Below are 12596 nucleotides of genomic sequence, written 5' to 3'. Positions count from 1 at the left end.
AGCGGCCTTGTGTCGCGATGGGGCGCAAAGCACCCCCTGGCTTCTGGCTTACTCGACCGTAACCGACTTGGCCAGGTTACGCGGCTGGTCCACGTCGGTGCCCTTGAGCACGGCCACGTAGTAAGACAGCAGCTGCAGCGGGATGGTGTACAGGATCGGCGCCAGGGCGTCGGCGATGTGCGGCACCTTGATCACGTGGGTACCTTCACCATTGGTCATGCCGGCCTGCTCGTCGGCAAACACTACCAGCTCGCCACCACGGGCGCGTACTTCCTGCAGGTTTGACTTCAGCTTCTCCAGCAGTTCGTTGTTCGGCGCAACGGTAACCACCGGCATGTCGCTATCCACCAGCGCCAGCGGGCCGTGCTTCAGCTCGCCTGCCGGGTAGGCTTCGGCGTGGATGTAAGAGATTTCCTTGAGCTTGAGCGCACCTTCCATCGCCACCGGGTACTGCGCACCACGGCCGAGGAACAGGGTGTGGTGCTTGTCGGCGAACAGCTCGGCGATTTTCTCGACGGTGGCGTCCATGGCCAGGGCTTCGCCCAGGCGGGCCGGCAGGCGGCGCAGCTCTTCAACCAGCTCGGCTTCGACGCCGGCTTCCAGGGTACCGCGCACTTGGCCCAGAGCCAGGGTCAGCAGCATCAGCGAAACCAGCTGGGTGGTGAAAGCCTTGGTCGAGGCCACGCCGATTTCCGGGCCAGCCAGAGTCAGCAGGGTCAGGTCCGACTCACGCACCAGCGAGCTGATACCGACGTTGCAGATCGCCAGGCTGCCGAGGAAGCCCAGCTCCTTGGCGTTGCGCAGCGCGGCCAAGGTGTCGGCGGTTTCGCCAGACTGCGAGATGGAGACGAACAGGGTGTCCGGCTGCACTACCACCTTGCGGTAACGGAACTCGCTGGCCACTTCGACCTGGCACGGGATCCCGGCCAGGCTTTCCAGCCAGTAACGGGCGACCATGCCGGCGTGGTAGCTGGTACCGCAGGCAACGATCTGCACGTTACGCACCTTGGCGAACAGTTCGGCAGCCTGCGGGCCGAAGGCCTGTACCATCACGTTGTCCTTGCCCAGGCGACCTTCCAGGGTGCGCTGCACCACGCTTGGCTGCTCGTGGATTTCCTTGAGCATGAAGTGGCGGTAGGCACCCTTGTCGGCAGCTTCGGCACCTTCGTGGTACTGCACGGTTTCGCGCTGGACCTTGTGGCCATCCTGGTCCCAGATGGAGACCTGGTCACGGCGGATTTCGGCGATGTCGCCTTCTTCCAGGTACATGAAGCGGTCGGTGACCTGGCGCAGGGCCAGCTGGTCGGACGCCAGGAAGTTCTCGCCCAGGCCAAGGCCGATCACCAGCGGGCTGCCACTGCGTGCGGCTACCAGGCGGTCAGGCTGCTTGGCACTGATCAGCGCCAGGCCGTAAGCACCATGCAAGCGCTTCACCGCAGCCTTCAGGGCATCGGTCAGGTCCGGAACGCTCTTCAGGGTATGGTGGATCAGGTGGACGATGACTTCGGTATCGGTCTGCGAAGTGAAGACATAGCCAAGGCCCTTCAGCTCTTCGCGCAGTTCTTCGTGGTTCTCGATGATGCCGTTGTGCACCACGGCCACTTCATTGCCCGAGAAGTGCGGGTGGGCGTTGCCCTCGGTCGGCGCACCGTGGGTGGCCCAGCGAGTGTGGGCGATGCCCAGCTGGCCGGCCAGTGGCTCGGCGGCAACAGCGGCTTCCAGTTCACTGACCTTGCCGATACGGCGGCGGCGCTGCAGTTCACCGTTCTGGGTGAGGACGGCCAGGCCGGCGCTGTCGTACCCGCGGTACTCAAGACGCTTGAGGCCTTCGATCAGGATGGCTGTGATGTTGCGTTCGGCGACGGCACCAACGATTCCACACATGGTTTATTGCTCCTGGCTGATCGCGGCGCAGATCAGGTTGATGCCGCGGGCTTGAATTTGTTCGCGTGCCGCTGCGGGCAGGCGTTCGTCGGTAATAAGGGTGTGCACGCTGCCCCAGGGCAGCTCGAGGTTGGGGATCTTGCGCCCTACCTTGTCCGATTCGACCATCACGATCACTTCACGGGCGACTTCGGCCATGACCCGGCTCAGCCCGAGAAGTTCGTTGAAGGTGGTGGTACCGCGGCCGAGGTCGATGCCGTCGGCGCCGATGAACAGCTGGTCGAAATCGTAGGAGCGCAACACCTGCTCGGCCACCTGGCCCTGGAACGACTCGGAATGCGGGTCCCAGGTGCCACCGGTCATCAGCAGCACCGGCTCGTGTTCGAGGTCACAGATGGCACGGGCCACGTTCATCGAATTGGTCATCACCACCAGGCCAGGATGGCGCCCCAGTTCGGGGATCATGGCTGCCGTGGTGCTACCGCTGTCGATGATGATGCGCGCATGTTCGCGGATACGTGCCACGGCGGCGCGGGCGATGGCCTTTTTATAGGAAGACACCGGCTGGGCAGGTTCGCCGAGCAACTCTTGTGGCACCGGGACCGCGCCACCGTAGCGCCGCAGCAACAGGCCGTTGGTTTCTAGGGCAGCGAGGTCCTTGCGAATGGTGACTTCCGAGGTAGCGAAACGCTTGGCCAACGCGTCCACACTCACCTCGCCCTGCTCGCTGAGCAAAGCCAGGATGTTGTGCCGCCGCTGCGGGGTGTTTCGTTTCGACATGAGCGCTTAAGTTTCGATTCGAAAGATAATGGTGGCAATCAAAACCTAAGATGAGCGATTCGTCAAGGTGTCACTGCCTGTGGATAGTTTCTTCCGGCACTCGCCATGCCCTTGTGGGAGCGGCCTTGTGTCGCGAAAGGGCCGCAAAGCGGCCCCAATCATTTCAAAGGTAACGCGAATATTGCCGGGGCTGCTTCGCAGCCCTTTCGCGACACAAGGCCGCTCCCACAAGTAACACCAAACGACCAAGAAAAAAGCCGACTTATTCACATAAGTCGGCTTTCGATCGAAACAGCTGTGTATAACTCAGCTCTTCTTGATCTTTTCCGGCTGCTTCCAACCCGAGATGTTGCGCTGCCGTGCACGAGCCACCGCCAGGTCGCCTGCCTCCACGGTCTGGGTGATGGTCGAACCGGCAGCAGTGGTCGCACCAGCCTTGATTTCCACAGGCGCTACCAACGAGTTGTTCGAGCCGATGAACACGTCCTCGCCCATCACGGTCTTGAACTTGTTGGCGCCATCGTAATTGCAGGTGATGGTGCCGGCGCCGATGTTGGTGCGCGCACCGATTTCGGCATCGCCCAGGTAGGTGAGGTGACCGGCCTTGGCACCTTCCCCGAGGTGGGCGTTTTTCAGTTCGACGAAGTTACCCACATGGGCCTTGGCGTCCAGCACACTGCCCGGGCGCAGGCGGGCGAACGGGCCGGCATCGCTGCCCTCGCCCATCACGGCGCCTTCGAGGTGGCTGTTGGCCTTGACCACTGCGCCTTTGCGCAGGGTGGTGTTCTTGATCACGCAGTTAGGGCCGATCTGCACATCATCCTCGATGACCACCTTGCCTTCGAGAATCACGTTGATGTCGATCAGCACGTCACGGCCAACGGTCACTTCACCGCGGACATCGAAGCGCGCCGGGTCGCGCAGGGTCACACCCTGGGCCATCAGGCGACGGCCTTCGCGCAACTGGTAGTGGCGCTCCAGCTCCGACAACTGGCGGCGGTCGTTGGCACCTTGCACTTCCATCGGGTCGTGCGGCTGTTCGGTAGCCACCACCAGGCCATCGGCCACAGCCATGGCGATGACGTCGGTCAGGTAATACTCGCCCTGAGCGTTGTTGTTCGATAGGCGGCCCATCCAGTCGGCCAGGCGCGCGGCTGGCAGGGCCAGAATACCGGTGTTGCCTTCCTTGATCGCTTTCTGCGCTTCGTTGGCGTCCTTGTGCTCAACGATGGCGGTCACCTTGCCCTGCTCGTCACGCACGATGCGGCCATAGCCGGTCGGGTCGTCGAGGGTAACCGTGAGCAGGCCCAGTTGCTGCTCGTTGGCCTTGGCCAGCAGACGCTGCAGGGTTTCCACTTCGATCAACGGCACATCACCGTACAGCACCAGCACGGTTTCGGCGGTCAAGGCCGGTAGTGCCTGGGCAACCGCATGACCGGTACCCAGCTGCTTGTCCTGCATGACGAAGTTCAGGTCGTCGGCGGCCAGGCGCTCTCGAACCAACTCGGCACCATGGCCAATGACCACATGAATACCTTGCGGCTGCAACTGGCGCGCGCTGTGGATAACATGGCCGAGCATGGAGTTGCCGGCTACCGGGTGCAGCACCTTGGGCAGCGCCGAGCGCATGCGGGTGCCTTGGCCGGCGGCGAGAATAACGATATCGAGTGACATTACTGGCTACCAATCCTGGGTGGTCAGTGAAATGACCGGGGGGAAAAATCAGAAAAAGAAAAAGGGTAGCCGAGGCTACCCTTTTACTCAATCGCTACAGAAGTTATCAGCCGAGGGCCGATTACTTGCCTCTGCGCATTTGCTGGACGGTACGCAGCTGAGCTGCGGCCTCGGCCAGACGTGCGGCGGCGGCGCCGTAGTCGAAGTCCGCGCCTTTCAGATTCAGGGCGTTCTCGGCAGCCTTGAGGGCTTCCTGAGCCTGAGCTTCATCCAGGTCTGCAGCACGTTGCACGGTATCGGCAAGCACCTTGACCATGTTCGGCTGAACCTCGAGGAAACCACCAGAGATGTAGAACACCTCTTGGGCGCCACCCTGCTTGGTCAGCGTGATCGGACCAGGCTTGAGATTGGTGATCAGCGGCGCGTGACCCGGAGCGATACCAAGATCACCCAGGTTACCGTGCGCAACTACCATCTCGACCAGGCCGGAGAAGATCTCTCCTTCCGCGCTGACGATATCGCAATGGACTGTCATAGCCATCTGCTTGCCTCAACCTGATAGCGCCCCTTGCGGGGCGCAGGAATTACAGTTTCTTGGCTTTCTCGATCGCTTCGTCGATGCTGCCGACCATGTAGAACGCTTGTTCTGGCAGGTGGTCGTAGTCACCTTTGAGGATGCCGCTGAAGCCAGCGATGGTGTCTTTCAGGGAAACGTACTTGCCTGGCGAACCGGTGAAGACTTCGGCCACGAAGAACGGCTGCGACAGGAAGCGCTGGATCTTACGAGCGCGGGCTACCAGTTGCTTGTCGGCTTCGGACAGTTCGTCCATACCCAGGATCGCGATGATGTCCTTCAGCTCTTTGTAGCGCTGCAGAACATACTGAACGCCACGAGCGGTCTCGTAGTGCTCGTTGCCGATCACGTTCGGGTCCAGCTGGCGCGAAGTCGAGTCCAGTGGGTCGACCGCTGGGTAGATACCCAGGGAGGCGATGTCACGGGACAGAACGACGGTGGCGTCCAAGTGGGCGAAGGTGGTCGCAGGCGACGGGTCGGTCAAGTCGTCCGCAGGTACGTATACGGCCTGAACGGAGGTGATCGAACCTTCCTTGGTGGAGGTGATACGCTCTTGCAGAACGCCCATCTCTTCAGCCAGGGTCGGCTGGTAACCTACTGCCGAAGGCATACGGCCCAGCAGTGCGGATACTTCGGTACCGGCCAGGGTGTAACGATAGATGTTGTCGACGAACAGCAGAACGTCGTTACCTTCGTCACGGAACTTCTCGGCCATGGTCAGGCCGGTCAGCGCTACGCGCAGACGGTTTCCTGGTGGCTCGTTCATCTGACCGTAGACCAGCGCTACCTTGTCGAGAACGTTGGAGTCCTTCATCTCGTGGTAGAAGTCGTTACCCTCACGAGTACGCTCACCCACACCAGCGAACACGGAGTAACCGCTGTGTTCCATGGCGATGTTACGGATCAGTTCCATCATGTTTACGGTCTTGCCGACACCGGCACCACCGAACAGACCAACCTTACCACCCTTGGCGAACGGGCAAACCAGGTCGATAACCTTGATGCCGGTTTCCAGCAGGTCGTTGCCGCCTGCCTGGTCAGCGAACGAAGGCGCTGGCTGGTGGATACCGCGACGCTCTTCTTCGCCGATCGGGCCGGCCTCGTCGATCGGGTTGCCCAGTACGTCCATGATACGGCCCAGGGTGGCCTTACCAACAGGAACGGAAATGGCAGCGCCGGAGTCAACGACTTCCAGACCGCGCTTCAGGCCTTCGGTCGAGCCCATCGCAATGGTACGAACCACGCCGTCGCCCAGCTGCTGCTGAACTTCCAGGGTGGTTTCCGCGCCTTGTACTTTCAGCGCGTTGTAAACACTCGGCACGACGTCACGTGGGAATTCCACGTCGATGACGGCGCCGATGATTTGAACGATACGTCCGCTACTCATAGCTGGATCCTCTGAATATTTGAACCGTTAAACCGCGGCAGCGCCGCCGACGATTTCCGAGATCTCCTGGGTGATCGCAGCCTGACGCGCCTTGTTGTAGATCAACTGAAGCTCTTTGATCAAATCACCGGCGTTGTCTGTGGCGTTCTTCATGGCGATCATCCGGGCCGCTTGTTCAGCAGCGTTGTTCTCGACCACCGCCTGGTACACCTGCGACTCCACGTAACGCACCATCAAGCCGTCCAGCAGCTCTTTTGCGTCGGGTTCGTACAGGTAGTCCCAGTGATGCTTGAGATCCTGATCCGGGGTTGCCACCAACGGTACCAATTGCTCGACCGTTGGCTTCTGGGTCATGGTGTTGATGAACTTGTTCGAAACCACCGAGAGGCGATCGATACGGCCGTCCAGGTAGGCGTCCAGCATTACTTTGACGGAGCCGATCAGATCGTTGATCGATGGCTCTTCGCCCAAGTGGCTGATCGCGGCTACGACGTTGCCGCCAAAGATGCGGAAGAAAGTCGCACCCTTGCTGCCGATCACGCACAGGTCGATTTCCACGCCCTGTTCGCGGTTTTCGTTCATGTCCTTGACCAGGGCCTTGAACAGGTTGGTGTTCAAGCCACCGCACAGACCACGGTCACTGCTCACCACGATATAACCGGCGCGCTTTACAGGGCGCTCGATCATGAACGGGTGGCGGTATTCCGGGTTGGCGTTGGCCAGATGACCGATCACCTGGCGGATACGCTCCGCGTAAGGACGGCTAGCAGCCATGCGCATTTGTGCCTTGCGCATCTTGCTGACCGCCACTTTCTCCATGGCGCTGGTAATTTTTTGCGTGCTTTTGATGCTCGCAATCTTACTGCGAATCTCTTTTGCGCCTGCCATGTATCACCTATCAGGTTAGCAAGCGGGGGCCTGAGCCCCCGCTGCGGCTTACCAGGTCTGGGTGGCCTTGAACTTCTCGATACCGGCTTTCAGGCCTGCGTCGATTTCGTCGTTGAAGTCACCCTTCACGTTGATCTTCGCCATCAGTTCAGCGTGATCACGGTTGAAGAAGGCGATCAGTGCTTGCTCGAAGCTACCGATCTTGGAGACTTCTACGTCAGTCAGGAAGCCACGCTCAGCGGCGTACAGCGACAGGGCCATGTCCGCGATGGACATCGGCGCGTACTGCTTCTGCTTCATCAGCTCGGTAACGCGCTGACCATGCTCCAGCTGCTTGCGGGTCGCTTCGTCCAGATCGGAAGCGAACTGGGCGAATGCAGCCAGTTCACGGTACTGAGCCAGAGCGGTACGGATACCACCGGACAGCTTCTTGATGATCTTGGTCTGAGCGGCACCACCTACGCGGGATACCGAAACACCGGCGTTCACTGCAGGGCGGATGCCCGAGTTGAACATGGCCGATTCCAGGAAGATCTGACCGTCGGTGATGGAAATCACGTTGGTCGGAACGAACGCGGAAACGTCGCCAGCCTGGGTTTCGATGATCGGCAGGGCGGTCAGGGAACCTGTTTTGCCAGTCACAGCACCGTTGGTGAACTTCTCGACGTACTCTTCCGAAACGCGCGATGCACGCTCCAGCAGACGGGAGTGGAGATAGAACACGTCACCTGGGTACGCTTCACGTCCTGGTGGACGGCGCAGCAGCAGGGAGATCTGACGGTAGGCAACAGCCTGCTTGGACAGGTCATCGTAAACGATCAGGGCGTCTTCACCGCGGTCACGGAAGAACTCGCCCATGGTGCAGCCGGCGTATGGCGCCAGGAATTGCAGTGCGGCGGATTCCGAAGCACTGGCAACGACCACGATGGTGTTGGCCAGGGCGCCGGCTTCTTCCAGCTTGCGAACGATGTTGGCAACGGTGGAACGCTTCTGGCCGACAGCAACATAAACACAGAAAATACCGGAGTCTTTCTGGTTGATGATGGCGTCGATGGCCATGGCGGTCTTGCCGATCTGACGGTCACCGATGATCAGCTCGCGCTGGCCACGGCCGACAGGGATCATGGCGTCGACGGACTTGTAGCCAGTCTGTACAGGCTGGTCTACCGACTTACGCCAGATCACGCCTGGAGCGACCTTTTCGACCGCGTCGGTTTCGGTGGTGGTCAGAGGACCTTTGCCATCGATCGGGTTACCCAGAGCGTCGACGACGCGGCCCAGCAGGCCTTTGCCGACCGGAACTTCCAGGATGCGACCGGTGCACTTGGCGCTCATGCCTTCGGCGAGGGTGTCATAGGCACCCAGGATCACTGCACCTACGGAGTCTTGCTCCAGGTTCAGGGCCATGCCGAATACGCTGCCAGGGAACTCGATCATTTCGCCGTACATGACGTCGGCCAGACCGTGGATCCGCACGATACCGTCGGATACCGAAACAACGGTACCTTCGTTACGGGCTTGGGAGCTCACATCGAGGTTGTCGATGCGGCCCTTGATGATTTCACTAATTTCGGAAGGATTGAGTTGCTGCATTGCTCTGCTGCCCCTTCAAACTCAAGATTTCAATGCTTCGGCCAGTTTCGCGATTTTGCCGCGAACAGAGCCATCGATTACCAGGTCACCAGCGCGGATGACGACGCCGCCAATCAGGCTGGCATCCTCCGACGCGTGCAGGCGCACTTCCTGGCCTAACCGTGCACTGAGAACCTTGGCGAGTTTGTCTTGCTGTTCTTGGTTCAACGCGAAGGCACTGGTGACTTCCACGTCCACGGATTTCTCTTGCTCGGCCTTGTACAGGTCGAACAGGACGGCAATCTCCGGCAGAAGCAGGAGACGGTCGTTTTCCGCGGCAACATGAATGAAATTCCGTGCCTGTGCATTGAACTTGTCACCGCACACGTCAATGAACGTGGCGGCCTTTTCTGCGCTCGTCAGTCGCGGGGCCTTGAGCAGGCGCTGCATGGTGTCGTCTTGCGACACCGCAGCAGCCAGGCCGAGCATGGCTGACCAATTGGCCAGTTGCTGATGGGCCTGGGCATGCTCAAAGGCAGCCTTAGCGTAAGGTCGGGCCAACGTGGTCAGTTCTGCCATGATCGCCCTCGCTTAAATTTCAGCGGCCAGTTTGTTAACCAGCTCCGCATGCGCGTTTTGATCGATTGTGGCGCCAAGGATCTTTTCAGCACCACCAACGGCCAGGGCACCCACTTGGGCGCGCAGGGCGTCTTTAGCGCTGTTCAGTTCCTGTTCGATCTCGGCCAGAGCCTGAGCCTTCACACGGTCAGCTTCGACGCGGGCCTGATCACGGGCTTCCTCGACAAGCTGAGCAGCGCGTTTCTTGCTTTGCTCGATGATTTCGGCTGCCTGTGCTTTAGCTTCACGCAGTTGCTGACCCGCTTTCTCTTGGGCCAGCTCCAGGTCGCGAGCTGCGCGGTTGGCAGCGTCCAAGCCGTCGGCAATCTTCTTTTGGCGCTCTTGCAGGGCAGTGATGACCGGAGGCCATACATACTTCATGCAGAAGAGTACAAAAATCAGAAAAGCAACGGATTGGCCAATCAGGGTTGCATTAATGTTCACGCCAACACCTCGCTCGGTCTTAATTCATACAGCCATCAACTCGTGGTGACGAGTGATTAGCCGGCGATCTGACCAACGAACGGATTCGCGAAGGTGAAGAACAGAGCGATACCAACACCGATCATGGTTACGGCGTCGAGCAGACCGGCAACGATGAACATTTTAACCTGCAGCATCGGAACCATTTCTGGTTGACGAGCAGCGCCTTCCAGGAACTTGCCGCCCAGCAGGCCGAAACCAATGGCGGTACCCAGAGCACCCAGGCCGATCAGCAGAGCAACAGCGATAGCGGTCAGACCAACTACAGTTTCCATCTTTCCTCCCGACTTTTACGTCGTATTGGTTAGGTTTTTAGTTTGAAGCGGTAAAACAAATCGTTTGGTACAGCATGCCCTTGCGGACTTTTTAAGCCCTCCCCCCGAACAGGCGGGGAAGGCTATCAGACACGCCAGGCGGTCTTAATGGTTATCTTCGTGAGCCATCGACAGGTAGACGATGGTCAGCATCATGAAGATGAAAGCTTGCAGGGTGATGATCAGGATGTGGAACACAGCCCACGCCCATTGCAGCACCACACCCAGGCCGCTGAGCCACAGCAGGCCGGAGCCGAACATTACAGCGATCAGGATGAACACCAGTTCGCCGGCGTACATGTTGCCGAACAGACGCAGTGCCAGCGAGATCGGCTTGGCGATCAGGGTGACGAATTCCAGCAGGAAGTTGACCGGAATCAGCAGGATCTGAACGAAGATGTTCTTGCTGCCGAACGGGTGCAGGGTCAGCTCACCGATGAAGCCGCCCAGGCCCTTGACCTTGATGCTGTAGAAGATGATCAGGGCGAACACGCAGAAGGCCATGGCCAGGGTCGCGTTCGGGTCGGTGGTCGACACGGCGCGGAATGGAATGTGCGGGTCACCGGAGATCAGGATGGCCAGCTGAGGAATCCAGTCGACCGGTACCAGGTCGACGGCGTTCATCAGGAATACCCAGACGAAAATGGTCAGCGCCAGCGGAGCGATTACCGGGCTACGGCCGTGGAAGGAGTCCTTCACGCTGCCGTTGACGAAGTCCACCATCACTTCTACGAAGTTCTGCAGGCCGCCAGGTTGGCCGGAAGTCGCCTTCTTGGCCGCCATGCGGAAGATGAACAGGAAGATCAGACCCAGCGCGACGGACCAACCCAGGGTGTCCAGGTGGAACGCCCAGAAGCCCATTGCCTTGGCTTCTGCAGCCGAATGGGCGAAGCCCCAGCTGCCGTCTGGTAGTTGACCGTAGGTCAGGTTCTGCAAGTGGTGCTGGATATAGCCCGAAGCGGTTTCTGCTGCCATGGTTGCCTCAAACGCCCTAAGGTCTCGAAAGTCTTTTATTCATCAGCAGGGGCGCGAACCAGCTGACCAAAAGGGTCAACACGAAGACGCCGAATACTGCTAACGGCGCCAGTGGCTTCACTCCTGCGAAGGTCAGTGCAAAAAGCACTGCCGTCAAAATCATCTTGCCTGCCTCGCCAGCGTAGAACGACTTGACGATGGCTTGTGCCGCCCGGGCCCCGCTGAAGCGAAAGGCCTTCCAGGCGAAATACACATTGGGTAGCCAGGCAATCAAACCTCCGCAAAGGCCTGAATATCCACTGACCGCCCCTTTCCACTGCCACAACACCAACGTTGCCAGCAGCAGTACGACGAATTGAGCCAGCAGTACCGGGAAAACCGCCCAGCGATGGAAAGGCAGGCGGTTTGGCGTGCGGATTTCCATCACAACTGCTCCTCGGAAGTCGACCAGCAAGTCAGTTATGACTTGGCATAATTTGTGCCGACAAAATGCGCGCAGAGTATAGGGGTGGATTAACCCCTATTCAACTATTCGGTAGTGATTTCCGACTGCGCGCTACAACGGGAATTGTTTCAGCGGATGTGAGCAAGCACGCCTTGCAACTCGTCAAGCGAGTTGTAGCGAATAACCAATTGGCCTTTGCCCTTGTTGCCATGGCGGATCTGCACGGCCGAGCCCAGGCGCTCTGCGAGCCGCTGTTCAAGGCGTGCGATATCCGGATCAGGTTTGCTCGGTTCGACCGGATCAGGTTTGTCGCTGAGCCACTGACGAACCAGTGCCTCGGTTTGGCGCACGGTGAGGCCACGTGCGACAACATGACGCGCCCCCTCTTCCTGGCGGTGTTCTTCCAGGCCGAGCAATGCACGGGCGTGGCCCATCTCCAGGTCGCCATGGGCGAGCATGGTCTTGATCGCGTCAGGCAGGGTGATCAGGCGCAGCAGGTTGGCCACGGTCACCCGCGACTTGCCCACGGCATCCGCCACCTGTTGCTGGGTGAGCTCGAACTCCTGCTGCAGGCGCTGCAGGGCCAGGGCCTCTTCCAGCGGGTTGAGGTCTTCGCGCTGGATGTTCTCGATCAGCGCCATGGCGATGGCGGCTTCGTCGGGCACTTCGCGGACCATCGCCGGGATCTTGTCCAGGCCAGCCTGCTGGGTGGCGCGCCAGCGGCGCTCACCGGCAATGATCTCGAAGCGGTTGCCATCGATCGGGCGCACCACGATCGGTTGCATCACGCCATGGTTGCGAATCGAGTGCGCGAGCTCTTCCAGCGCCTCCGGGTCCATGTCCCGGCGCGGCTGGTACTTGCCACGCTGGATCAGCTCGACCGGCAGGTGTTGCAGTTCTTTCTGGTCGATCTTCACAGCCTGCTCTTCGAGCGCGCTGACGGAAGGACCACTGAGCAGTGCATCCAACCCACGTCCGAGACCCCGTTTCTTGACGGCCATA

General features: G+C 59.9%; 13 protein-coding genes. All 13 read right to left on the bottom strand.

Features of this window, described 5'->3' with window-relative positions; genetic code table 11:
* Positions 1-48 precede the first annotated feature (48 nt).
* The 13 genes from glmS to B2790_RS07040 all read right to left on the bottom strand — a co-directional run bounded on the left by glmS (position 49) and on the right by B2790_RS07040 (position 12595).
* The gene (glmS, locus tag B2790_RS07100) at positions 49-1884 is read right to left on the bottom strand and encodes a glutamine--fructose-6-phosphate transaminase (isomerizing) (protein WP_286918519.1); all 1836 of its coding nucleotides are present in this window, start codon (positions 1882-1884) and stop codon (positions 49-51) included.
* Between the two features lie 3 nt (positions 1885-1887).
* Positions 1888-2664: a DeoR/GlpR family DNA-binding transcription regulator gene (locus B2790_RS07095; RefSeq protein WP_015268400.1), complete on the bottom strand. Its 777-nt coding sequence runs from the start codon at positions 2662-2664 to the stop codon at positions 1888-1890.
* Positions 2665-2970: 306 nt separating this feature from the next.
* Positions 2971-4338: a bifunctional UDP-N-acetylglucosamine diphosphorylase/glucosamine-1-phosphate N-acetyltransferase GlmU gene (gene glmU / locus B2790_RS07090; protein WP_286918518.1), complete on the bottom strand. Its 1368-nt coding sequence runs from the start codon at positions 4336-4338 to the stop codon at positions 2971-2973.
* A gap of 121 nt (positions 4339-4459) precedes the next feature.
* Positions 4460-4879, bottom strand: a complete 420-nt coding sequence (locus B2790_RS07085) for a F0F1 ATP synthase subunit epsilon (RefSeq protein WP_003260039.1) — start codon at positions 4877-4879, stop codon at positions 4460-4462.
* A 43-nt stretch (positions 4880-4922) separates the two neighbouring features.
* Positions 4923-6299 (bottom strand): F0F1 ATP synthase subunit beta, encoded by a 1377-nt coding sequence (atpD, locus tag B2790_RS07080; protein WP_013974904.1) that lies wholly within the window; start codon positions 6297-6299, stop codon positions 4923-4925.
* 27 nt (positions 6300-6326) lie between these two features.
* A complete protein-coding gene (atpG, locus tag B2790_RS07075) occupies positions 6327-7187 on the bottom strand; it encodes a F0F1 ATP synthase subunit gamma (RefSeq protein ID WP_013974905.1) in 861 nt (286 codons plus the stop codon).
* Positions 7188-7235: 48 nt separating this feature from the next.
* The gene (atpA, locus tag B2790_RS07070; protein ID WP_013974906.1) at positions 7236-8780 is read right to left on the bottom strand and encodes a F0F1 ATP synthase subunit alpha; all 1545 of its coding nucleotides are present in this window, start codon (positions 8778-8780) and stop codon (positions 7236-7238) included.
* Positions 8781-8801: 21 nt separating this feature from the next.
* Entirely contained in the window at positions 8802-9338 is a 537-nt protein-coding gene (locus tag B2790_RS07065; RefSeq protein WP_286918517.1) for a F0F1 ATP synthase subunit delta, read from the bottom strand.
* Positions 9339-9350: 12 nt separating this feature from the next.
* A complete protein-coding gene (locus B2790_RS07060; RefSeq protein ID WP_003260032.1) occupies positions 9351-9821 on the bottom strand; it encodes a F0F1 ATP synthase subunit B in 471 nt (156 codons plus the stop codon).
* Positions 9822-9877: 56 nt separating this feature from the next.
* On the bottom strand, positions 9878-10135 hold the full coding sequence (atpE, locus tag B2790_RS07055; RefSeq protein WP_003097235.1) for a F0F1 ATP synthase subunit C: 258 nt from the start codon (positions 10133-10135) through the stop codon (positions 9878-9880).
* Positions 10136-10279: 144 nt separating this feature from the next.
* Positions 10280-11149 (bottom strand): F0F1 ATP synthase subunit A, encoded by an 870-nt coding sequence (gene atpB / locus B2790_RS07050; protein WP_003260030.1) that lies wholly within the window; start codon positions 11147-11149, stop codon positions 10280-10282.
* A gap of 16 nt (positions 11150-11165) precedes the next feature.
* Positions 11166-11573 carry a F0F1 ATP synthase subunit I gene (locus B2790_RS07045; protein ID WP_008092225.1) on the bottom strand — a complete coding sequence of 136 codons (408 nt, stop codon included), beginning with the start codon at positions 11571-11573 and terminating at the stop codon, positions 11166-11168.
* Between the two features lie 149 nt (positions 11574-11722).
* The gene (locus tag B2790_RS07040) at positions 11723-12595 is read right to left on the bottom strand and encodes a ParB/RepB/Spo0J family partition protein (RefSeq protein WP_075046821.1); all 873 of its coding nucleotides are present in this window, start codon (positions 12593-12595) and stop codon (positions 11723-11725) included.
* Position 12596: the final 1 nt, after the last annotated feature.

The organism is Pseudomonas sp. UBA6753, assembly GCF_002453565.1.
GTDB classification, from domain to species: domain Bacteria; phylum Pseudomonadota; class Gammaproteobacteria; order Pseudomonadales; family Pseudomonadaceae; genus Aquipseudomonas; species Aquipseudomonas putida_Z.
This window is presented reverse-complemented; position numbering and strand designations above follow the sequence as displayed.